Here is a 21,856-nt window from a genome sequence, read left to right as displayed (position 1 = left end):
GGCTCAATAAAGTAGCACTTTGATGAAGAGCTACTTTCCCCGAAAATGGCGATGGAGTTTTGATCGTAATGGCCAATGATGGTAATCCTAAGCAAAATATAGCGGCCAATGTTGAGGCAAATTCTGTTTCCAACATGGGCAAGAATGTTGTCTCGTTAAAAGATGTAACTTTGCGCTATGGCAAGACCCTTGCCCTTGATAATATTACCTTAGAGTTGCCAGCTGGTAAAATGATTGGCTTTATCGGTCCTGATGGCGTTGGTAAATCGAGCCTTTTATCCTTGATTACCGGCGCGCGCGCTATTCAAGATGGTGATGTGGAAGTGTTAGAGGGCGATATGCGTGAAAAGCGTCATCGCGAGCGTGTTTGTCCAGATATCGCTTATATGCCTCAGGGCCTTGGTAAAAATCTTTATCCCACATTATCGGTTGAGGAAAACGCTAATTTTTTTGCCAAGCTTTTTGGGCAGGAAAAAAAGGAACGTGCCGCGCGGATTAAGAACCTTCTTTATCGCACTGGTCTAAATGGTTTTGAAGATCGTCCCGCTGGTAAATTATCCGGCGGTATGAAGCAAAAATTAGGGCTTGTTTGTTCGCTGATCCATGATCCTAAATTACTGGTACTTGATGAACCAACAACCGGTGTTGATCCTTTGTCGCGCCGACAATTCTGGAACCTTATTGACGATATTCGTAAAGATGCCAAGGATATGAGCGTGGTGGTTGCCACCGCCTATATGGAAGAGGCTGCCCGCTTTGATTGGCTAATTGCTATGGATGGTGGCAAAATTCTTGCAACTGGCACTCCGCAGGAATTATTGTCAAAAACCGGTAAAGATAATCTTGATGATGCCTTTATAGCTTTGATGCCCGAGGAGGAAAAAACCAATTATACCAAAGTGGTTATTCCGCCGCGTGTTGCAAATGAGCAAAATAATGAAGTTGCGATTGAAGCAATTGATCTTACCAAAAAATTTGGTGATTTTACCGCGGTAGATCATGTTAGTTTTAGTATTCACAAAGGTGAAATTTTTGGATTTTTAGGCTCTAATGGTTGCGGTAAAAGTACAACCATGAAAATGCTAACTGGTCTTTTACCAGTAACGTCAGGTACTGCAAAATTATTTGGCAAGCAAATCGATGCTAATGATATGACTACCCGCCAGCATGTTGGCTATATGAGTCAAGCTTTTTCGCTTTATTCAGAATTAACTGTGCAAGAAAATTTAGAACTTCATGCCGAGATTTTTGAATTACCAAAAGATAGTAGAGCCGCCCGTATAGATGAAATGGTGAAACGTTTTGATTTGACCGACGTTTTGTCATCCATGCCTGATGCTTTGCCCCTTGGCGTGCGCCAGCGTATGTCTTTGGCAGTTGCGCTACTGCATAAGCCAGAAATTCTTATTCTTGATGAACCCACATCCGGTCTTGATCCAATTGCCCGTGATGACTTGTGGGAAACATTAGGACAATTATCACGCAACGAAAATGTAACGATTTTTATTACCACCCATTTTATGAATGAAGCAGCGCGGTGCGATCGCATATCTTTAATGCATGCGGGGCGCGTCTTAATTTCTGATACCCCTGAAAAAATTATCACGAATAAGCATGCGCAAAATCTTGAAGAAGCCTTTATCAGCTATTTAGAAGAAGCAATTGGTGAAAAACAGGACGTTCCTTCATCTGTGATAGAGGACGAAGCAACTAAGACAAGCGACAATCCAAATTTGGCTGCTGCAAAAAGCAAAGATAAAAACGCCCATGCCTTTTTTGATATTATGCGGTTGTTAAGCTATGCTAATCGTGAAATGCTGGAGTTAAAACGCGATCCGATCCGAGCAACACTTGCTTTGGTTGGCAGTGTCATTTTGATGCTAGTTATTGGTTATGGCATTAATATGGATGTTGAAAATTTAAGTTTTGCCGTTCTTGACCGCAACCAAACTGAGACAAGCCGCGATTATATCCAACAAATTTCGGGATCGCGCTATTTTATCCAGCATGATGACATTAAAGATTATGATGATCTTGATAAGCGTATGCGATCAGGTGAAATTAGCTTGGCAATTGAAATACCACCAAATTTTGCCGAAAATATTAAACATGGTCGGCCGGTAGAGGTGGGCGCGTGGATTGATGGTGCCATGCCAGCGAGGGCTGAAACCGTTCGCGGTTATGTGCAAGGTATGCATATGTTATGGTTGCAAAACCAAGCGCGTGTTCAATATGGCAAAGAAGTTGCGAATGGTGATTTCCAAATTCAAGTACGTTTCCGTTATAATGCTTCACTTGAAAGCCTGCCAGCCATGGTTCCGGCGGTTATTCCAATATTATTGCTGATTATTCCAGCAATGTTGGCGGCTTTAAGTGTGGTGCGTGAAAAGGAAATGGGCTCGATTATTAATCTTTATGTAACGCCCGTTACCTCATTTGAGTTTTTGCTAGGCAAGCAATTGCCTTATATCATGCTTGGTATGCTCAATGCTGTTTTACTATGGCTATTGGCAGTGTTGGTCTTCCGTGTCGATTTTACGGGTAGCTTACCGGCATTTATGTTGGCATCGCTATTTTATGTAAGTTTTGCCACTGCCTTTGGGCTTTTAATATCGACCTTTATGAATAGCCAGATTGCGGCAATTTTTGGTACGTCAATTTTGACTATTTTGCCGGCCGTGCAATTTTCAGGTTTAACGGATCCAGTATCATCGCTTGAGGGCATGGGAGCTTTTATTGGTAAAATTTATCCAACCACCTATTTCATTATTATATCGCGTGGTACTTTTTCCAAAGGATTAAACTTTACAGAACTTGCTTCAACGTTTTTGCCACTCGCCTTAGCTTTTCCAATATTAATTGGCATTGCAACACTTTTAACTAAAAAACAGGCACGGTGACGATTATGGATTTAAAACACATCTTCACTCTTGGCATTAAAGAAATACGCGGAATTTTACGCGATCCAATGCTGTTGATCCTGATTGTTTACGCTTTCACTGGTTCAATTTATGTTGCATCAAAAGCCGCGCCTGAAACCTTGAATCTAACCCCAATATCGATTGTTGATGAAGATAATTCGCCGCTTTCATCGCGTATAACAACGGCGTTTTTGCCGCCTTATTTTACAAGGCCATCCTTGATTGATATTCATGAAATGGATGCGCGTCTTGACCAAGGGCTTGATACTTTTGCTCTTGATATACCGCCTAATTTCCAACGTGATTTAAAAGCAGGGCGTTCTCCACAAATTCAGCTTAATGTTGATGCTACCCGCATGAGCCAAGCACTGACGGGTGCTGGCTATATCCAGCAAATCATTAATTCAGAGGTGAGCGAATTTCAAAGCGGTTATCGCACCAATACTTCATCACAAGTTGATCTTGCTTTGCGCGCGCGTTTTAACCCTGAACTTAATAAGTCATGGTTTGGCTCACTCATCAATGTTATCAACAATATCACTATGCTTTCTATTATTTTGACCGGCACGGCGCTTATCCGCGAACGCGAACATGGCACGATCGAGCATCTTTTGGTGATGCCAGTAACTGCAACCGAAATCATGGTTTCCAAAATCTGGTCAATGGGTTTGATTGTTTTTGTCTGTTCGGCCTTTTCGCTTATTTTTATCGTGCAAGGTCTGTTACAAGTACCAATTCAAGGCTCGATACCACTGTTTTTATGTGGGGCGATTTTGCATCTTTTTGCCACAACTTGCATGGGCATTGCGCTTGCAACAATGGCAAATTCTATGCCGCAATTCGGTCTCTTATTGATGCTGGTTTTGTTGCCGCTACAAATTTTATCTGGCGGTATGACACCGCGTGAAAGCATGCCACAATTCATTCAAGATATAATGCTTGCCGCACCCAATACCCATTTCATTATGCTTGGCCAATCCATTCTTTATCGCGGTGCAGGTTTTTCTGTTGTTTGGGGTAACTTCTTGGCCTTGTTTATCATCGGTATTGTTCTGTTCATGTTTTCATTGCGCCGCTTTAGAGCCTATCTAAAATAGGGTTTGATTTCAATCAATTATGTCATATATTGGCTATTATCCGCTTGGTGAACATTTCAATATATGCCATAATATTGATGAGAATTTCTCATTTAAAGCAAGGCATCTAAACGGCCTCTTATTGCTAATCGGGCTTGTTGAAATGCATATAGTCAGGGAGGCTAATATGGCTCATACAATGCAAGCCGCAGTTGTGCGTGAATTTGGTAAACCCCTAACCATTGATGAAGTGCCGATACCAGAGCCTAAAGAGGGCATGATCCAAGTTAAAATTGAAGCTTGTGGTGTTTGCCATACCGACCTTCATGCTGCCCATGGTGATTGGCCAGTTAAGCCCAATCCACCGTTTATTCCTGGTCATGAAGGTGTTGGCTTTGTTTCTGCAGTTGGACGCGGTGTTAAGCATGTTAAGGAAGGCGACCGTGTCGGTATTCCCTGGCTTTATACCGCTTGCGGCCATTGTGTTCATTGTCTTGGTGGCTGGGAAACCCTTTGTGAAGAGCAATTAAATACTGGCTATTCGATTAATGGTGGCTTTGCTGATTATGTGGTGGCAGATCCTAATTATGTTGGCCATTTGCCCGATAATGTAGCCTTTACTGATATTGCCCCAATTCTATGTGCTGGTGTTACGGTTTATAAAGGCTTAAAAGTAACTGACGCAAAGCCGGGTGAATGGATGGGTATTTCCGGTATTGGTGGTCTTGGTCACCTGGCTGTGCAATATGCTAAAGCCATGGGTATGAATGTTGCCGCTATTGATATTGATGATGATAAATTACGCCTTGCTAAGGAACTTGGTGCGGATATTGTCATTAACACCAAGAGTAGCAATGACCCACAAGGAGAGCTGAAAAAGCTCACCAGTGGCGGTGTTAACGGCATGCTTGTTACTGCACCATCAGAAGGTGCTTTCGCCTCAGCGCTTGGCATGGTGCGCCGTGGTGGTACGCTATCAATGAACGGCTTGCCTGCCGGCGAGTTTCCAGTATCGGTATTTAATATGGTGCTTAATGGTATTACGCTGCGTGGCTCCATCGTTGGTACACGCTTGGATTTGCAAGAATCACTCGATTACGCTGCTCGTGGCAAGGTGCATTCGCATAATAAGATTGATAAGCTTGCCAATATTAATAATATTTTTGACGATATGATTAAGGGTAAAATATCAGGCCGCGTTGTGCTTGATATGGCAAGCTGATATTATTGCGATAATTATAGATAGTTTATAAATGATATTTAAGCCCTGACTATCAATGGTTGGGGCTTATTTGTGTTTAAAACAAAAAGGATATTTTGTTTTGGCCAAGCTAGAAAATTTTAATACTCATCAATTGGCTGACATCGTTGCGCAGCTGCCAATTAATTCGCCTTATATAATCGAACCAGTAAATGAAGGCTATTCAAGCACTTGCTTTTTTATCAAGACTAAAGAAAAGCTGCTATGCTTGCGTCTTTATAATTTAGATGATTTTCCCTGCCTATTGCAGGAGGTTGATGCTTTAGAGTTTTGCAGTGCAAAAGGTCTGCCTGTTCCCAGACTTCTTCAATGGGAAAGTGGCAGTGTTATTTACAAGTTTAAGAATGTTCTGGCAATTTGCTATATCTGCATTGAAGGGCGCAGCGTTAAACAAAATGAACTCAACCCATTTATTGCTGCACAAGCGGGAAAATTGCTTGGTAATTTTCTAAAATGCGCGACTAGCTATACCCGTGATACTACTGCGCGTGATGAAGTTACGTATGTTCATCAACGCTATGAAGCGCAATATGAAAAAGTGCAGTCATGTCTTGATCGGTCTTTAATTGACAAAATTAATGACATTTTGCGCGAAAGACGTTTTGACCAAAATTTACAGTGCTTAACCAAAGGCTTGGTTCATGGTGATTTTTATTATGGCAATGTCATTATCAAAGACCATCATCTTTGCGGCATTATTGATTTTGGTGATAGTTATTTGGGGTCGCCATTTTTTGATATTGTGACCGGAGCGATGGAATTTTCTTATAATAATAAGCAGCAGATTGATTTCGATTGCTTGCAAGCATTTATAATGCCGTTACGAGATTTTTTGTTGAAAGAGCATATTACAGCGCCTATTTTTTATCATGCTATGCTCCTCATGTGCTTGAAGTTTTTATTGTTGACGCTTGGGCAGCATAATGAAAATGATTATGCTAAACGTATGGAAAATCTAATATCTGGGACGGTGAAAGGTAAAATAAAACACTTTTTCTAAAAGTTAAATCTATTTAAAAAAGCCATAAAATCAATTAATAAAGCTCTCTTTGGCATTTTTTGAATAGAAAATATATAGGCCAAGAGCGATATCAATTAAGACATGCACGCAAATTGCGGCTTTTATAGTTAAGGTAAACTCATCCTGAGATTGGTTGGATATAAAACCAACAACCTTAAAACAAGAGAGAACTTCATAAAGTAGCATACAAGTAAAAATTATAGGAAAACAATAAAGCCTTCTTAAATAACTGTAAAAACTTATTAAAAACATAGCAGTTAAAAAAATGCCGCCCATGCCTAATATTATAGAAAATAATATGGATAAAAAAAACGAAAATATCGCATTTGAAAAATCACTGAGTGATAACAATAATAATGCTATTCCAGCAAATAATAAAAAGCTTATAATCCTATAAATAAAATAAAGTCTAATCAGATAAACTGCTCGGTTAGGTTGTTGATTGTCGCAGTTCTCTGTTTTCGTTTCCATTATGGGCGAAGTTGTGTTTTCCAAATTAATTTGCTCCCCTAATAGGCAAATTATACAATAATTTTGATATTATTGCATTTCCAAAAAAACTGAACCGACTTTGGCATTGACGGCAATCTCCCAAATAAGAATAGAGTAGGTGACGTCGTCAAAAAAATTAGGTTCACTTTAATGAATAAAAATATTTTTTACGCGTTTTGACTTGAACATATAGATTATAAGAATGGATGGGATAATAATTCGAGAGTAAAAGCTAATAGAGCCAATCATATATTGCGTATTTGAATTGTAAATAGTGTAGAGATAAAAAATGATCCAGCTGATAATTGTGCAAATATTAAAAAGTGCAAGTATACAAAAAAGATATGGAAAATATCGCTTAGCTTTTATCATTCCATTTATCAAAAATATCATCAATATTATTTCAAATAAATTTGAGTATGGATGTAATTTTTTTAAAAGATTTTGCCAATTAAAATCATTTTCTATGAAAGTAAAAATATTAATAAAAAATAAAAATTTAATGACAACCAGATATATAATATAAATTGCGACAAATATTAAAAAACCACCTATTGGAAATTTTTCCCAGCTTTGCCAAATTTTTTTAAGGGCATTTGAGCGATTAACCATCATTTTGTCTCACAATAATTAAACTTCATTAAATTTTTATTTCATTGCCATTTTGATTGGATTAAAGAATTGTCCCGTGACCATTGAAGCGACCATAGCATGAACAAGGCCGCGGCGGCGCAGTGTTGGCGCAATGAGATAATCTCGCAAAAACGGTAAAATAGCATTATCCGATTGATAAAATGGCGTTAAACAACAACTTAAAAATTGATAAAATAAAATATGGATACGCCGTCTTTTAGCATAATCGGCAATGATGTCCGCGCGTTCCCTATGGCGCTTTGCTGCCTCAATAAAAGCAAGTGCATCTAAAAATGCCATATTCGCCCCTTGGCCAAGTTGGGGGCTGGTGGCATGCCACGCATCACCAAGGCGAACAAGGTTACCTTCTGCTGGCGATATATGGGTATGGTGACGATAATTGGCATAAACAATCTGGTCGCGGTAATCAGCCATATTTTCAATTAAGGGCATGGTTTGTGGCCAAAAGTGAGCTATTTTTTCAACCCATGCATCAATACCGTCTGCTTGCCACTTTGCATGGTCTTGATGACGTAGCGACCAGAAAAAAGTCGTCATCGCTTGCGCTTTTAAATGCCCCTTGCCAAGCGGCAAGACGCCAATCATCGTTGAGGCTTTGTGATAGCGCTGCTCTAAGGTAGTTGGATCAAAACCTATATTGTCGTGCCAGGGCAAGTTCACCCAAACGGCACCATAATCAAGCTCTTTGCCCTTTGTGGCGCGCAGCGGTGAACGTGCCCCCATAGCATCAATGAGCAGGTCAAAATTCGCACTTTTCGTACCATTTTCAAAAATAAATTGTGGCTTGGGGCCGTTATCAACGCCAATTATCCGATGTTGGACTTCAACTTGCGCACCAAGTTCAACCGCATGCTCATAAAGAAGATCAAAAAGCGACCAGCGAATAATCGCAACACCATAATCATCCTTGATATAGCCAACGTCTAAAACAACCTTATCATCCTTGCTTAGCTTACCAAGCATGCGGTCTATGCGTTGCCCGCGTGCTTCCGCCCGTTGGCGCAGCCCTAATTTATCAAGAACAATAAGGCCCGTTGGTTGTAGCACAAAGCCAGAGCCAACTGGCCCTGCCTTTTGCATCTGATCAAATAGGGTGACGCGGTGTCCTTCTTGGCGTAAAAAAGATGCAAGACAAAGCCCCCCCATACCCATGCCAGCAATTGCGATATCCATCATTTTCTCCCCGCGAGAAAGGTATTGCACCACGTTTTATAGCTTTTTGACCTTGCTTAATGATCCCGATGAGCAATAAAATAAGCGCAATTACGTAAATTATCAGCTTTGTTACCAAAAGGTGAAAGCAGTTCTTCAGCTTGGCTAATTAGGCCGTCAAGCTGTTGCTTTGCCCAGTCAATGCCATGCAGTGCCACCAATGTGCCTTTACCAACATGGCTATCTTTGCCAGCAGTTTTGCCAAGCGTCTTGGTGTCGGCTGTTACATCAAGCAAGTCATCAGCAAGCTGGAAAGCAAGGCCGATTGCCGAGCCAAATTCGGCAAGTCTGGCACGATCATCGCTGGTTGCATTACCAATAATTGCTCCAGCTTCACAGGCATAGCGGATAAGCGCTCCCGTTTTCATGGCTTGCAGCATGATAATACCAGCTTCATTGGGCTTTTTGGTTTCCGCTTCAATATCAAGAATTTGGCCGCCAACCATACCGCCAAGGCCCGCAGCTCTTGATAAATGTCGAATGAGCGACAAGCGTGCTTCTGCCTTTAATTCGGTTTCTTCAGCTGCAATAATATCAAATGCAAGGGTTAATAAAGCATCACCTGCAAGAATCGCTGTTGCTTCATCAAAGGCTTTATGAACGGTTGGTTTGCCACGTCTTAGATCGTCATTATCCATAGAGGGTAAATCATCATGGATAAGCGAGTAGCTATGAATTGCCTCAAGACTTGCTGCAACACGTAATGGCGCATCGGTTTTAACATTAAATAATGAAGCCGTTTCAAGAACCAAGAACGGGCGCAAACGTTTGCCGCCATTCAAAACACCATGACGCATTGCATCTAGCAATTTTTGTGGACGGTTAATCTCGCCCATTTGTGGATAGGGTGCTAAAAGCTGGCCTATTAGAGTTTCAACACGCTTTGCATGACCGAGCAAGAGAGCTTCAAAATTGTTTTTACTATCCATTGTCTCACATTACATTTGAACAGGTGGTATAAAGGGCAATTTATTAATACTGGAATTTTTAAAAAATACTATACATAAGTTTGTAGCCAAAATTGCAAATACCGATTTCCGTCTGATAGCTGTTAAGATTAAAAAATATCTTTGCAGTGGGTCGTCATTTAGGTAAAAGAACATAAGCGAATGAGTGATTGTCAAAAAAATGAGTATAATTTGTTTGAATAAACATCCTGCGTGATAAGCCAAGGCGATCCATGGTATTGCAGCCGCCAGATAAACCCTATAAATCAAGCATTATTACCAAGATCATCGCAAATAAAAGGAATTGTTCATTGTTGCTTGATAAGGATGAGATAAGGAACGAGGGGGAAACCAAAAAAACTCTTGTTAAAAAGATTGCCCTTGGTCTGATTCTTTTGCTGCTCTTGCCTTTTGTCTTGCTTCTCTTTTATAATTTGCCCTTTATCAAGCCAATCTCTACTTTGATGCTACGAGATGTTGTTCTATTGCGTGGCTATGATCGCCAATGGGTTTCTATCAGAGCTATTTCCCCTAATTTGGTAAATGCGGTAATGATGGCTGAAGATGGCAAATTTTGCAGCCATAATGGCGTTGATTGGGATGCTTTGGGCGATGTTTTGGATAATGATGGTGGGCCAAATCGTGGTGCTTCCACCATTACTATGCAAATGGTAAAAAACCTTTTTCTTTGGCAAGATCGTTCCTATGTGCGCAAAGCGATTGAGATTCCCATTGCCCTTGGCGCTAATATTTTTTTGTCAAAACAGCGCACTATGGAAATTTATTTAAATATTGCCGAATGGGGGCCCGGAATTTATGGCGCAGAGGCTGCATCACGCCATTATTTTAATCGCTCGTCTAACAATCTAACTCCAAGGCAAGGTGCTTTGCTGGCGGCAGCATTACCCAATCCTTATATACGCAATCCTGCAAAGCCAGGTCCTGGTATGAGCCAACTGGCACGGGTTTTTGAATCACGTGCGCGCAATTCTGGTGCTTATATTGCTTGTGTAAATTAAAATATAATCGCTATTTTGTAAAAAAATGCATGTTTTATTGGGAGTTTTTTAAAAAAATACACCTTTTGGCTAGTCAAATTGCTTTAATCAGTGTATAGCGTCCCAAACTTTGTGAATTATATTGGGCGATTCAGGCTTTCATGGCCACGCTTCAATGTGTTTGAACGAATTCGGAGCATAGATCCATGGCAGTACCTAAAAGAAAAACATCACCTTCAAAGCGCGGTATGCGCCGTTCAGCTGATGCCCTTAAGACACCTACTTATATTGAAGATAAGACTTCAGGTGAATTGCGTCGTCCACATCATATCGATCTTAAGACTGGTATGTATCGCGGTCGTCAAGTTCTTACACCTAAGGCTTAATTCTGTATTGGGTTTCAATTAGAATTGATTCTATTTACAGTTTAGATTTAAGCTAAGTAAGTAGGTTGATTTTGAGTTGACTGATAGAATATATAAAAACCGACGATAAGTCGGTTTTTTTATTGTTTCATGGTTTAGTTAAGCGTTTGATTTAAAAGATATTGAATTTTAAATGTTTTAACATAAATGAAACATTAAAATGTCTAATAATTATAATTAGAATAGTGCTGAAAGACCCTTGTGTTGATAAAATACAAATATAGGTTTTAAAAAGCGCGATAAGGCCGCGAGTGATTGACTTAACGGCCTTTTCAAAAATTGGAGTTGCCAATGGGGAACACCCCCCTTGTTTTTTCTGGCCGTAATGTCATGGCAGTGTTGGGGCCAACCAATACAGGAAAGACGCATCTTGCGATAGAGCGGATGTTGGCGCATGATAGCGGCATTATTGGCTTGCCGTTACGTTTGTTGGCGCGTGAAGTTTATACACGAATTTGCGAAAAAATTGGTGCAGACAAAGTTTCACTGGTAACTGGTGAAGAAAAAATTCAGCCACCTAAAGCTCGCTATTCTGTATGCACGGTGGAAGCAATGCCGCGCGAGACCAATGCCGCCTTTGTTGCCATTGATGAAGTGCAGCTTGCCAATGATTTAGAGCGTGGCCATATTTTTACCGATAGGATTTTGCACTTACGTGGACGGCAAGAAACTTTGCTTCTTGGCGCCTTAACCATGCGTGGTGTTTTGGAAAAGCTGTTGCGCGGGCTTAGCGTTGCATCGCGGCCAAGGCTGTCGCAACTAACCTATAGTGGCTCGAAAAAAATTGCACGGCTGCCAAGACGTTCTGCCGTTGTGGCTTTTACCGCTGATGAGGTCTATGCTATTGCAGAATTTATTCGCCGGCAAAGAGGTGGTGCTGCGGTTGTTATGGGCGCTTTGTCGCCGCGCACGCGCAATGCACAGGTAGAGCTGTATCAATCTGGCGATGTAGATTATTTGGTCGCAACTGATGCCATTGGCATGGGGCTTAATCTTGATGTCGATCATGTGGCTTTTGCTCAAACTCGAAAATTTGACGGTTTTCAATATCGTGATTTAAATCCAAGCGAACTTGCACAAATTGCAGGGCGCGCAGGCCGCCATTTACGTGATGGCACTTTTGGCGTTACTGGACGTGTTGCTCCGCTTGAAGCAGAACTCGTTGAAAAAATTGAAGGTAGCTATTTCGATCCTGTTAAAGTCATGCAATGGCGTACTGCCAATATGGATTTTAGCTCAATTGGAAACTTAATTCGCTCCCTTGATACTCCATCCCCAATTGACGGTCTGGTTAAGGCAATGCCAGCTGTTGATGCTCGTGCGCTTAGCTATTTGGCTAAAGACGATTCGATTGCTCGACGTATAAAGGGTAGCGATGAAGTCAAATTGCTATGGGATATCTGCGCGCTTCCCGACTATCGTAAGATTGCCCCCGCCCAACATGCCGACATTATTGCCACATTGTTCCGTGATGTGGTAGAATTTGGTGTAGTTGATGAAAATTATGTTGCATCTCAGGTAGCACTTGCTAATCGTACAGATGGCGATATTGATACTTTATCACACCGCATTGCGCAGATTCGGACCTGGACTTATGTCTCTCATCGACCTAATTGGTTGGCAGATCCGCAACATTGGCAAGAAAAAACGCGGGAAATTGAAGATAAATTGTCTGATGCGCTGCATGAGAGGTTGACGAAACGATTTGTAGACCGCAGAACAAGCGTTCTGATGAAACGGCTGAGAGAGAATACAATGATAGATGCCGAAATTTCGCAAACCGGTGATGTTCTAGTAGAAGGTCACCATGTTGGACATTTGGAAGGCTTCCGTTTCACCATGGACAAAGCTGCCGAAGGCAGTGATGCCAAAGCGGTGAGAGCGGCAGCGCAAAAAGCATTAGCACCTGAATATGATGCACGGGCTGAAAGGCTTAGTGCATGTGCTAATGGTGATTTAGCGCTGGCATCGGACGGCATCGTCCGTTGGGTTGGTCAACCTATTGCAACTCTGGTGAGTGGTGATGAGTTTTTAAAGCCACGCATTATCTTGCTGGCTGATGAGCAATTGCAGGGTGCACAGCGTGACAAGGTCAATGACCGCGTTGGTCGCTTTGTTGCTTTCCATTTTGAAACAGCATTAAAGCCACTTTTCGATCTTATCAATGCTGATGCCTTAATTGGTATCACTCGCGGTATTGCTTTCCAGTTGGTTGAGCAGCTTGGCGTATTGCCTCGGCGCGACATTGCTAATGATGTAAAAAGCTTGGATCAAGATTCGCGTGCTGCACTTCGCCGTCTTGGTGTGCGTTTTGGTGCCTATCACATTTTTATTCCAGCACTTTTAAAGCCAGCGCCAGCACAAGCAATTACATTGCTTTGGGCTTTGCAAAATGATGCAAAAGACCAACCCGGTTATGGCGATATTATCCAAACCATGGCTGCTGGTCGTACATCTATTGAAGTAAATGGCGAATTTAACCCAGAATTTTATCGCCTTGCTGGATATCGTATTCTTGGTAAGCGTGCGGTGCGCGTTGATATCCTTGAGCGTTTGGCTGATCTTATTCGTCCTGCTTTAGCTTGGCGTGAGGGTACTGGTCCAAGACCAGAAGGCGCATTTGATGGCCGCCAGTTCATTGTAACACCTGCTATGATGTCGATTTTGGGTGCAAGCCATGCTGATATGGAAGATGTACTTAAAAATCTTGGCTATCGTTCTCACTCCATTAGTGTTGCAGAAGTTGAAGCTAAGCTTAATGAAGGTGCAGAGGCAGCAGCCGTTGCGCCAGCATTAGACGCGGAACCAGTTGGTCCAATGTGGGCAAATCTTGAAAGCCAACCAATTGTTGCTGAAACTACTGCAGAAGTTGCAGATACTGAAGCGGAAAAGCCGGTTGAAAATGTCAAGATGATGTTGCTTTGGCGCTATCAGGGCCGTCAGGAAAATCGTCCGCACAAGCCGCGCGATAACAATAACCGCAATGATGGTAAAAAGAAATTTGACCGCAAACCACACGCAGCTACGGTTGAAACAAGTGGTGAGCAACAGGCTCGTTCCGATAAGCCACGTTATGATAAAAATCGCCAAGATAAGTCAAATCAAGATAGATCTGGCGAAAAGCGTGAGTTTAATAAAGACGGTCGTAATCATGATCGTCGCAACAATAATGAACGCCGCGCTAATAATAAGCCAAAAGATTTCAACAAAGCCCGCAATAATGAGCCTGCAAAAGCCATGGATCCAGATTCACCTTTTGCAAAATTAGCAGCATTGCGTGACCAGTTGAAAAAATGAGTGAGCAGCTGCCAGATAGATTGAGAATTGATAAATGGCTGTTTTTCAGCCGTTTATTAAAATCGCGTAGTCTGGCAGCGGAGCTTGCTAATAGCGGTAAAATCCGAGTAAACAAACAAAAAATCGACAAGGCATCATATTTAGTGAAAGCTGATGATGTCTTGACGATTAGCTATAATCAAAGAATTAGAACTATAAAAATTGTTGCCCTTGGCGAGCGTCGAGGTCCGGCTGTAGAAGCGCAAAAATTATATCAAGATTTAACGCCGGTTGAAACTGCGGAAGAAAAACTAGCACGCCAAGCATTGGAAGCGCAAACGCAAACAGGGCCGCGCCCAACCAAGCGCGATCGCCGCCAGCTTGATAATTTGCAAAACAAGTTTGATCATTAAGGTGTTTTATTTACCGTAACATTTTAAAAATATTGGTATTTAAAACTATGTAATTCCAAGTAGGGCAATGCCTTTAACTTGCGCAAAAATTTTCATCCCAATTTTTAAATTCAAGTTTTGCCAAGAATAGCGCGATAGGCGACAAAGGATATGTGCGCCTTGATCATCATCACCAAGACTAAGCGAAACCAAAATTTCATGATTATTAATTGACGTCTTTGACAAAATAACCGCATTAACAACATTAAGAATTGAGGTTTTTTGAGGATTTTCAAGGCTAAGACTAACGTCATTGGCGGCAATACGGATGCGCATGTCTTGGCTTTGCGGTGCTTTTTCTAATGGTGCTAAAAAGCGTGCGCCCTTCACCGAAAACGCACATATGCCACTATCTTCGTCCCAATGATCAATGTGGGCGTTGAGATTAACCGCAGCATTGCGTTGCTGGGCAAGTGGAAGGTTCATATCCGCTTGTAGGTCTTGTAGTTTGCCTGCACCTAATAATTTCCCTTGCTCCATCAAAATAAGTGTATCAGCAAGGCGCTCCACTTCATTAATGTCATGGGTAATATAGAATATTGGTAGTTTTAATTGGTCGCGCAATCGCTCAATAAACGGCATAATCTCGGTGCGTGTTGCCATGTCAAGGGCGGATAGTGGCTCATCCATTAACAATACTTGCGGCGATGATAGGAGTGCGCGTCCAATTGCAACGCGTTGACGTTCGCCGCCAGAAAGATTTTTGGGTGAGCGGTCAATTAAATGCCCAATATTGAGCATATCGACTACTTCATCAAAATATTGCTTTGCACCAGTTAGCGACTTATCAAAGGCGTAGCATAGATTTTTGCGTACATTTAAGTGAGGAAAAAGACTGGCTTCTTGAAAGACATAGCCAATTTTTCGCTTATAAATTGGTACAAATTGCTTATCATCTTGCCATATATCATCACCAATGCGTATTTTGCCGTTTAAATGGTTAAGCCCAGCAATGGCGCGAAGAACGCTGGTTTTGCCGCAGCCAGATGGTCCAAAAAGTGCAGTGATACCAGTTATCGGTGCCTGAAAGGCGACATCAAGATCAAATGTGCCAAGCTTGCCATGAACGCAAACTTCTATGGTTTTTTGCTCTGTATTCATTGGCTTGCTTTTTTCTTTTCAATAAGCATAATGGTTAAAATAACCAAAAAGGCAAAGGCAACCATAAGGCCAGCCAAAATATAAGCTTCATCAAATTGTTGGTTTTCATTTAAATGTACGATGGTGGTGGAAATTACCCGCGTTTGTTGAGTATTACCGCCAATCATCGATACGACGCCATATTCCCCCACCGTATGGGCAAAACCTAATACCGCACCGGTTAAAATGCCGGGTCTTGCTAGGGGTAGGGCAACGCTCCAAAATGCGACCCACGGCGAGCGGCGTAAAGTTGCAGCAACTTCCATTGGCCTATCGCCAATGGCGGCAAAGGCATTGCGTACAGGCTGAACAACAAAGGGCAGTGAATAGACGACTGAACCAATGACAAGGCCGGTAAAACTAAAAGCAAATGTGCGTAAACCAAAAAGCGGCGCAAACCATCCAATTGGACCATTGGGACCAAGAGCCACCAACAGATAAAATCCTAATACCGTTGGCGGTAACACCAATGGCACTGAGACAATGGTGGCAATAACTTCTGTCCAAAGGCTTTTCGAGCGCGCTAACCACCATGCCAAGGGTATGCCCAATATAAGCAATATAAGGGTGGTTATAATGGCAAGGCGTAAGGTAAGACCGATCGCGGTTAATGTTTGTGCGGAGAGAAGCTCCATCCATCACCCAATGTTTTAAGCCCATAGCAAACTATTTGCTTATTACTAGAAAAGATTAATTTCTAATATTATGAATATGAAAGAGCGGACGTTCCTTTTAAAATATAGAAACGCCCGCACCATGATTACCAATTTGGGTGACTAGTCGAGTTGATAGCCATATTTTTTGATGATTTCATGGGCTTCAGGAGTTTTTAAAAATTCGATAAAGGCTTTCGCCGCTTCGTTTTTTTCACCATTTTTCAATAAAACTGCATCTTGGCGGATTGGGTTATAATATTCTTGTGGCACAATCCATTGCGAGCCGCCCTTTTCATTAATAACCTGTGAAAGAGCAACAAAGCCAGCTTCCGCATTGCCCGTTTTGGCAAATTGGAAAGTTTGCGAAATATTTTGTCCTTCCACCAATTTTGGCTTTAAGCTGTCATAAACGCCGAGCTTTTCCATGGCTTCAATAGCCGCTTTTCCGTAAGGGGCAGCTTTAGCATTGGCAAAAGCAATGTGGTTGATTGAGGCATCTTTTAAGCTATCGGCATCTTTGATAAGGTCTGGCTTGCTGCTCCATAATACTAAGGTGCCAATGGCATAGGTGAAAACGCTATTTTCTACGCCATAGCCTTCTTTGACAGCAAGCGCTGGGCGATTGTCATCAGCTGCAAGAAAAACGTCAAAAGGCGCGCCTTGGGTGATTTGATTGTAAAAATTGCCGGTAGCACCAAAAGCAAGCTCTGCTTCATGGCCCGTTTTTTCTTTAAACAAAGCCGAAATTTCAGTAGCGGGATCGGTAAAGTTAGCGGCTACTGCCACCGACGTTTTTTCAGCATTGGCAAGGGCGGTTGAACCAAGAAGGAGAGCCGCAATGAGTGCTAATTTAAAACGCATGTTAAAAAATCCTTTTTAGGAGTTAGGAGAAATTGAATTTGTTTAATGGGTTGCGATAATCACGTGACAAGGGTCAAACCCGACTGTCACATTCATACCATCTTGAAGGTTAAGCGCCCTTACTTCAGCTGTGCTTTTTGTGGCAACAATAGTCTTATCAGCGCCAAGATTAATGGTAATTTCAACAGCATCACCCTCGGTCAACATTTCACGAATGACGCCTTGCATTGAATTTAGGTGAGCAACGTCATCCTTGGCAGGGTTAATCATCACAAAGGGGGCTTTAACTAAAGCTGCTACGTGGCGACCAGTGACCAACCCCAAGGTTTCAACACTTTTACGGGTTATTTGGGCGGTGATAAAGATATCAGGTGAAACGCGTACTCCAATATCTGCAAAGACTGAGCGCAAGTTAACGGTTTCAAGAACGCCGGCAAAAATATTGCGCGCCGAGGTGCGCATCATAAAGCCTTGAATAAGACTACTTGATGTTAGTCCAATGGCATCAAGATCTTTGGCAGAATCCTCAAGCATTTTGGCAAGGCCGGATTGTAGGCGATAAAAAGTTTCAATCAAAGCAATACCAGCTGGCGTTAATTTGGTGCCACCGCCACCCTTGCCACCACTGGTCTTTTCAAGTAGTGGTTTTTCAACCAAGTTTTGCATGGTATCAAGAGCATCCCAAGCGGCCTTATAGCTTAAATTTACCGCGCGTGCAGCTGCCGAAATAGAGCCTTCACGGCCAACGGCTTCTAATAATGCAATACGTGTTTGTCCAATGGGTGAAATATTTTTACTTGAAAAAGCAAGATCGGCTTGAATCGGCATGTCTATCCTCGTTATGATGCAATACTATATAACGAAAATAATAAACAGCAAGTTCTTTATCACATTTGCCTAACATCTGTTGTTTAAAACTATTCAAAATTAAGCTTAAAGGTCCTGACACTAAGCTATAGCATTATAAAAAAGTTAATCCTGCCGGCACAGCTAGCATAGCACCCGATGCAAATAACAGTAAAAATACGAGTCGCCTTATTGCCTCTGGCCCCAGAGGTGGAGGGAAGCGATGTGCTAGATAGCTGGTAACAATAACGAAGGGCAGGGCGATTAATGTCCACCAGATAATATTGCTATGCCATGATCCACTGATGACTACGGTGGTAAGGCGTAGAATGCCAGTGCAGGCAAAAAGTGCAAGTAGGGTATCGCGAATAATTTTGTAATCTATCGCCTGGCGGTAAAAATGGTGGACAATTGGTGGTGCCGCTGCTGAAAACAAGCCGCTTAATAAACCGCCTAATGCGCCCGAAATAACAAAGCTATAATTGGGTGCAATTTGGCTGCCAGTTTTAGGTCTTTGTAAAAGTTGAAAGCTTGATAAAATAATAACGAGGCCAAGAATAAGCTGCAAAAGAGTTAAGGAGGTTGATGCTAACCAATCAAGTAAAAAAACACCAATGATAACAAAAGGAAATGCACCTGCCAAGGTTAAGGATAAATGCTTTATATCCACCATCCGCCAAGCTTTTAATAAAATAACCGCCGCATTGGTTAGCGTTAAAATACTAACAATAATAGCAGTATCGGCAAGTGGAAGAAAATGTGAAAGACCAATCAACCCCATTAAAACAAGGCCAAAGGCAAAACCAGTAACCGTTTGCACATAGGTGGCTAGAATGATAAAACTCAAAAACATTAATATAGTGGTCATGATCGGCTCCCATTTGTTTTATGCGTCTTTGCAGCGTAAACGGCAAGGGGAGGGGATATCACTTTTTATCTATATTGCAGACATTCCAAAACTTTAAGTAGCAAAGCCTTTAGGTAGTGATCCCAATTACATGTTATTGTTTGTTTCGATCATTTGATTTTTACGGACAAATCAAATGCTTTGTCTATATGTTTAAAATATCTACTGATAAAAAAGGAGCGCTTTTATAAAACGCTCCATATTTTATAAATATTGAGTTGCACGACTAATCAAAGCGAATGACGTAGCTTGTCCAGTCACCTCGCAAGGCAATTTGCTCATAAAGCTTTTTGCCATCTTCAGGAAGGCGAGGGGCATTGAGTACTAATTTTGCCCAACTGCGGTCTTCAGCCTTTTCACATAAAACATCAATCATTGCTTTGGCAACGCCTTTGCCTTGATGGGCATGGTGGACGTGAATATGGTCAACTTGGCCCGCCCTTAGACCCGACACTGGCTCTGGTAAATCGTAAAAAATAGTAAAGCCGATAAGCTCAGTGCCTATCCATGCCCCCACCACTTCAGCGGAACGGTCCTGCAAAAGTTGCTCGGCATAAAAATCATCGGGGCGGCGCGGCGCACCACGCTTTAAGGCTTGAGCGTAGCTTGCAAGCAAAGGCGCAAGCACATGCGCGTCCTTAAGGTGCAAAAGAGAAATGTCGACATTGGAACCCATATCGGTCTGAACGGTCATTTTAGTCTCCTTTATGACTAAATGCAGTACTTTAAACTCGCATAGCCTTTTTATTTTTTAATCGCATTTTGATTTTTAGCAAAAATTACAATAAAAATTGAATGCTAATTAAACACATATATTTGCAATATTTATCACTTATTAGCTTGTTTTATTTGCTCTTCTATGGGTGCAAATTGTCGCACAACACCCTCATAGACAGATTTTTTAAACGGTACAACAAGATCAAGCATATCTGCAAGATCAACCCATTGCCAACTATCAAATTCTGCCGTATTGCCAGCTGGCGGTGGGTTGATTGCAACATCGCTATCTGTGCCTTCAAAAGCAAAGGCAAACCATTTTTGTTTTTGGCCGCGATATTTACCCTTCCAAGTAATTCCAATGAGATGTTCAGGTAAATCATAATTAAGCCAATCATCAGCCTCTTTTAAAAGGCTAACTTTTTTAATGCCTGTTTCTTCCCATAATTCGCGCAAAGCTGCGTCATAAGGATCTTCACCCTTATCAATACCCCCTTGGGGAAATTGCCAAAAATTATGGGCGCCACTTAATTCGCTACCTTCAATCGGTAAGCGTCTGCCTGCCCAAACCTTGCCAAGTCTATTGAAAACAACAATGCCAACACAAGGGCGGTAGGGTAGATCCTTAGCATTTAAGGGAAGGTCTTTTTTTTCCTTTTTGCTCATCAGGCAAATTCCAATCATAGCTTAGCTGCAAATGTCTATTCATTGGTAATTTATAATAGCTTTTTGATGCTTGCCAATTACAAAGATTATAAAAATTTCAAATGCGGCACTATGCCCACAATAAATTTGTGGCGATTATTTAAAAGTGGTATATCCAATTTTTAAAAATTCTTTAATAGATGCAAAAATAAAATTTATGGCTAAGAAATCAAACCTTGCCATTTTTTAGTTATAATATTTAATAATAAAGTATAAATAGGTTTCAGAATTATATTGAACTTAGAATAATATATAGGGGGATAGATGAGAAAAATATCCTATTTGATGAGTATAATTGGTTCGTTATTTTTTCTCATTGTCTTTTTAGCTTCCTTTACTATGCCTTTTTTAATTGAGAACTGGGGCAAGGTACTTATTGTTGGTGAAGTGCAATCACGCGTTGAAAAAACGGTGAAGCGTGCTTTTGATAGTAAAGTTGGCAATTATGTCGCCCGCAGGACTAATTTAAATGAAGCCCGCATTGCAGCCATTGATAAGCTATTAAAAACGACACTTCCCACCAAAGTCAAAGAAATTTCTGCCCGCATGCGTGATCCAGATTGCACATGCCGGGCTATTTTTAATGCACTAAAAACAAAGAGCCTTATTACCGAGCGTTTTAATTTACAAAACATCAACGAAAAACTTACCAATCTTATTGAAGTCAAATATGCAGAAGTGACCTCAGGATTAATTAAAGAAACACGTATTTTTAGTAGTGCGAATTTACTGGTATTTCTAGCTCTTGGTCTTATTACGTGGTTGCGACCACGAGCAAATATCCACCTTGTTTTGCCGATGATTATTTTGCTTGGCTCTGCTTTATTGGTTGGCTATTTTTATCTTTTTCAGCAGGACTGGATGCATACAATCATTTTTAATGATTTTGTTGGTTTTGCGTATTACGCCTATTTATCTGTAGCGATATTCTGGCTTATCGATATTTTATGCTGGCATGGTTTTATAACACGCATTGTACTTGAGTTTATAAGTTCTTTATTCAGTCTCGCTGTATCGATTCTTCCTTGCTAATAGAATATGTGTCTTGATTTTTAGCCTAAGTAAACTTCAGAATTATGGCGATAAAACATAAGCTTATTTGGGCGGCTTTAAACCTAGCTGTTTTTTGTGTGAAGGTGTTGGAAAAAAATTGGACTAATGATAAAAAAGCTATAAATATGCAAAATATGAGGGTATTTAGCGCAATTAATAATTGGCTAATATATGCTTTTAGTTTAATACCGCCCCACGCTAGTAATATTGTTTTACAGACCAAGATTGAGGTTTCA

Annotated in this window: 20 protein-coding genes; 9 read left to right on the top strand and 11 right to left on the bottom strand. The window is 41.3% G+C overall.

Annotated elements, in window-relative coordinates; translation table 11 throughout:
* Positions 1-134: 134 nt before the first annotated feature.
* The 4 genes from rbbA to N6A79_RS11740 all read left to right on the top strand — a co-directional run bounded on the left by rbbA (position 135) and on the right by N6A79_RS11740 (position 6,258).
* Complete coding sequence (rbbA, locus tag N6A79_RS11755) at positions 135-2,900, top strand: ribosome-associated ATPase/putative transporter RbbA (protein WP_268547587.1); 2,766 nt, start codon at positions 135-137, stop codon at positions 2,898-2,900.
* A 5-nt stretch (positions 2,901-2,905) separates the two neighbouring features.
* Positions 2,906-4,018, top strand: coding sequence for an ABC transporter permease (locus N6A79_RS11750; protein ID WP_262078779.1), 1,113 nt, complete (start codon positions 2,906-2,908; stop codon positions 4,016-4,018).
* Positions 4,019-4,184: 166 nt separating this feature from the next.
* Entirely contained in the window at positions 4,185-5,219 is a 1,035-nt protein-coding gene (gene adhP, locus N6A79_RS11745) for an alcohol dehydrogenase AdhP (RefSeq protein ID WP_268546086.1), read from the top strand.
* A 100-nt stretch (positions 5,220-5,319) separates the two neighbouring features.
* A complete protein-coding gene (locus N6A79_RS11740; RefSeq protein WP_268546085.1) occupies positions 5,320-6,258 on the top strand; it encodes a phosphotransferase enzyme family protein in 939 nt (312 codons plus the stop codon).
* 30 nt (positions 6,259-6,288) lie between these two features.
* Here the strand turns inward: N6A79_RS11740 and N6A79_RS11735 are convergent, their stop codons facing one another.
* The 4 genes from N6A79_RS11735 to N6A79_RS11725 form a co-directional block, all read right to left on the bottom strand.
* The gene (locus N6A79_RS11735) at positions 6,289-6,774 is read right to left on the bottom strand and encodes a hypothetical protein (RefSeq protein WP_268546084.1); all 486 of its coding nucleotides are present in this window, start codon (positions 6,772-6,774) and stop codon (positions 6,289-6,291) included.
* Between the two features lie 144 nt (positions 6,775-6,918).
* Positions 6,919-7,383, bottom strand: a complete 465-nt coding sequence (locus N6A79_RS15915; protein ID WP_442784283.1) for a DUF2569 family protein — start codon at positions 7,381-7,383, stop codon at positions 6,919-6,921.
* Positions 7,384-7,419: 36 nt separating this feature from the next.
* Positions 7,420-8,601, bottom strand: coding sequence for an FAD-dependent oxidoreductase (locus tag N6A79_RS11730; protein WP_268546083.1), 1,182 nt, complete (start codon positions 8,599-8,601; stop codon positions 7,420-7,422).
* Between the two features lie 53 nt (positions 8,602-8,654).
* Positions 8,655-9,566 (bottom strand): polyprenyl synthetase family protein, encoded by a 912-nt coding sequence (locus tag N6A79_RS11725; protein ID WP_182417814.1) that lies wholly within the window; start codon positions 9,564-9,566, stop codon positions 8,655-8,657.
* Positions 9,567-9,817: 251 nt separating this feature from the next.
* Here N6A79_RS11725 and mtgA point away from each other — a divergent pair, with 251 nt between their 5' ends.
* The 4 genes from mtgA (at position 9,818) to N6A79_RS11705 (ending at position 14,696) form a co-directional block, all read left to right on the top strand.
* Positions 9,818-10,603 (top strand): monofunctional biosynthetic peptidoglycan transglycosylase, encoded by a 786-nt coding sequence (mtgA, locus tag N6A79_RS11720; RefSeq protein ID WP_268546082.1) that lies wholly within the window; start codon positions 9,818-9,820, stop codon positions 10,601-10,603.
* Between the two features lie 185 nt (positions 10,604-10,788).
* Positions 10,789-10,968 carry a 50S ribosomal protein L32 gene (gene rpmF, locus N6A79_RS11715; protein ID WP_182417812.1) on the top strand — a complete coding sequence of 60 codons (180 nt, stop codon included), beginning with the start codon at positions 10,789-10,791 and terminating at the stop codon, positions 10,966-10,968.
* Between the two features lie 330 nt (positions 10,969-11,298).
* Positions 11,299-14,304: a helicase-related protein gene (locus N6A79_RS11710; protein WP_268546081.1), complete on the top strand. Its 3,006-nt coding sequence runs from the start codon at positions 11,299-11,301 to the stop codon at positions 14,302-14,304.
* Entirely contained in the window at positions 14,301-14,696 is a 396-nt protein-coding gene (locus N6A79_RS11705) for an RNA-binding S4 domain-containing protein (protein ID WP_268546080.1), read from the top strand. The genes N6A79_RS11710 and N6A79_RS11705 overlap by 4 nt, the downstream gene beginning before the upstream one ends.
* 45 nt (positions 14,697-14,741) lie before the next feature.
* On the opposite strand, the gene modC is transcribed toward N6A79_RS11705, so the two are convergent.
* The 7 genes from modC to N6A79_RS11670 form a co-directional block, all read right to left on the bottom strand.
* Positions 14,742-15,836 carry a molybdenum ABC transporter ATP-binding protein gene (gene modC / locus N6A79_RS11700; RefSeq protein WP_268546079.1) on the bottom strand — a complete coding sequence of 365 codons (1,095 nt, stop codon included), beginning with the start codon at positions 15,834-15,836 and terminating at the stop codon, positions 14,742-14,744.
* Positions 15,833-16,510 carry a molybdate ABC transporter permease subunit gene (gene modB / locus N6A79_RS11695; RefSeq protein ID WP_268546078.1) on the bottom strand — a complete coding sequence of 226 codons (678 nt, stop codon included), beginning with the start codon at positions 16,508-16,510 and terminating at the stop codon, positions 15,833-15,835. Before modB ends, modC begins: the two co-directional genes overlap by 4 nt.
* Positions 16,511-16,651: 141 nt before the next feature.
* On the bottom strand, positions 16,652-17,392 hold the full coding sequence (modA, locus tag N6A79_RS11690) for a molybdate ABC transporter substrate-binding protein (RefSeq protein ID WP_268546077.1): 741 nt from the start codon (positions 17,390-17,392) through the stop codon (positions 16,652-16,654).
* A 42-nt stretch (positions 17,393-17,434) separates the two neighbouring features.
* On the bottom strand, positions 17,435-18,220 hold the full coding sequence (locus N6A79_RS11685; protein ID WP_262078755.1) for a TOBE domain-containing protein: 786 nt from the start codon (positions 18,218-18,220) through the stop codon (positions 17,435-17,437).
* Positions 18,221-18,353: 133 nt separating this feature from the next.
* A complete protein-coding gene (locus N6A79_RS11680) occupies positions 18,354-19,106 on the bottom strand; it encodes a TSUP family transporter (protein WP_268546076.1) in 753 nt (250 codons plus the stop codon).
* A 265-nt stretch (positions 19,107-19,371) separates the two neighbouring features.
* Positions 19,372-19,821, bottom strand: coding sequence for a GNAT family N-acetyltransferase (locus N6A79_RS11675; protein WP_182419751.1), 450 nt, complete (start codon positions 19,819-19,821; stop codon positions 19,372-19,374).
* A gap of 152 nt (positions 19,822-19,973) precedes the next feature.
* On the bottom strand, positions 19,974-20,528 hold the full coding sequence (locus N6A79_RS11670; protein WP_182417804.1) for an RNA pyrophosphohydrolase: 555 nt from the start codon (positions 20,526-20,528) through the stop codon (positions 19,974-19,976).
* Between the two features lie 303 nt (positions 20,529-20,831).
* Here N6A79_RS11670 and N6A79_RS11665 point away from each other — a divergent pair, with 303 nt between their 5' ends.
* Positions 20,832-21,599: a hypothetical protein gene (locus N6A79_RS11665; RefSeq protein WP_268546075.1), complete on the top strand. Its 768-nt coding sequence runs from the start codon at positions 20,832-20,834 to the stop codon at positions 21,597-21,599.
* Positions 21,600-21,856: the final 257 nt, after the last annotated feature.

It is taken from the genome of Bartonella sp. HY761, from assembly GCF_026743145.1.
In the GTDB taxonomy this organism is placed as follows: domain Bacteria; phylum Pseudomonadota; class Alphaproteobacteria; order Rhizobiales; family Rhizobiaceae; genus HY038.
This window is presented reverse-complemented; position numbering and strand designations above follow the sequence as displayed.

Bases quoted from the DNA above. Each gene is read 5' to 3' on its own strand.
- rbbA (WP_268547587.1), top strand. From the start codon at position 135: ATGGGCAAGAATGTTGTCTCGTTAAAAGATGTAACTTTGCGCTATGGC.
- N6A79_RS11750 (WP_262078779.1), top strand. From the start codon at position 2,906: ATGGATTTAAAACACATCTTCACTCTTGGCATTAAAGAAATACGCGGA.
- adhP (WP_268546086.1), top strand. From the start codon at position 4,185: ATGGCTCATACAATGCAAGCCGCAGTTGTGCGTGAATTTGGTAAACCC.
- N6A79_RS15915 (WP_442784283.1), bottom strand. From the start codon at position 7,383: ATGGTTAATCGCTCAAATGCCCTTAAAAAAATTTGGCAAAGCTGGGAA.
- N6A79_RS11730 (WP_268546083.1), bottom strand. From the start codon at position 8,601: ATGATGGATATCGCAATTGCTGGCATGGGTATGGGGGGGCTTTGTCTT.
- N6A79_RS11725 (WP_182417814.1), bottom strand. From the start codon at position 9,566: ATGGATAGTAAAAACAATTTTGAAGCTCTCTTGCTCGGTCATGCAAAG.
- mtgA (WP_268546082.1), top strand. From the start codon at position 9,818: ATGGTATTGCAGCCGCCAGATAAACCCTATAAATCAAGCATTATTACC.
- rpmF (WP_182417812.1), top strand. From the start codon at position 10,789: ATGGCAGTACCTAAAAGAAAAACATCACCTTCAAAGCGCGGTATGCGC.
- N6A79_RS11710 (WP_268546081.1), top strand. From the start codon at position 11,299: ATGGGGAACACCCCCCTTGTTTTTTCTGGCCGTAATGTCATGGCAGTG.
- N6A79_RS11705 (WP_268546080.1), top strand. From the start codon at position 14,301: ATGAGTGAGCAGCTGCCAGATAGATTGAGAATTGATAAATGGCTGTTT.
- modC (WP_268546079.1), bottom strand. From the start codon at position 15,836: ATGAATACAGAGCAAAAAACCATAGAAGTTTGCGTTCATGGCAAGCTT.
- modB (WP_268546078.1), bottom strand. From the start codon at position 16,510: ATGGAGCTTCTCTCCGCACAAACATTAACCGCGATCGGTCTTACCTTA.
- modA (WP_268546077.1), bottom strand. From the start codon at position 17,392: ATGCGTTTTAAATTAGCACTCATTGCGGCTCTCCTTCTTGGTTCAACC.
- N6A79_RS11685 (WP_262078755.1), bottom strand. From the start codon at position 18,220: ATGCCGATTCAAGCCGATCTTGCTTTTTCAAGTAAAAATATTTCACCC.
- N6A79_RS11680 (WP_268546076.1), bottom strand. From the start codon at position 19,106: ATGACCACTATATTAATGTTTTTGAGTTTTATCATTCTAGCCACCTAT.
- N6A79_RS11675 (WP_182419751.1), bottom strand. From the start codon at position 19,821: ATGGGTTCCAATGTCGACATTTCTCTTTTGCACCTTAAGGACGCGCAT.
- N6A79_RS11670 (WP_182417804.1), bottom strand. From the start codon at position 20,528: ATGAGCAAAAAGGAAAAAAAAGACCTTCCCTTAAATGCTAAGGATCTA.
- N6A79_RS11665 (WP_268546075.1), top strand. From the start codon at position 20,832: ATGAGAAAAATATCCTATTTGATGAGTATAATTGGTTCGTTATTTTTT.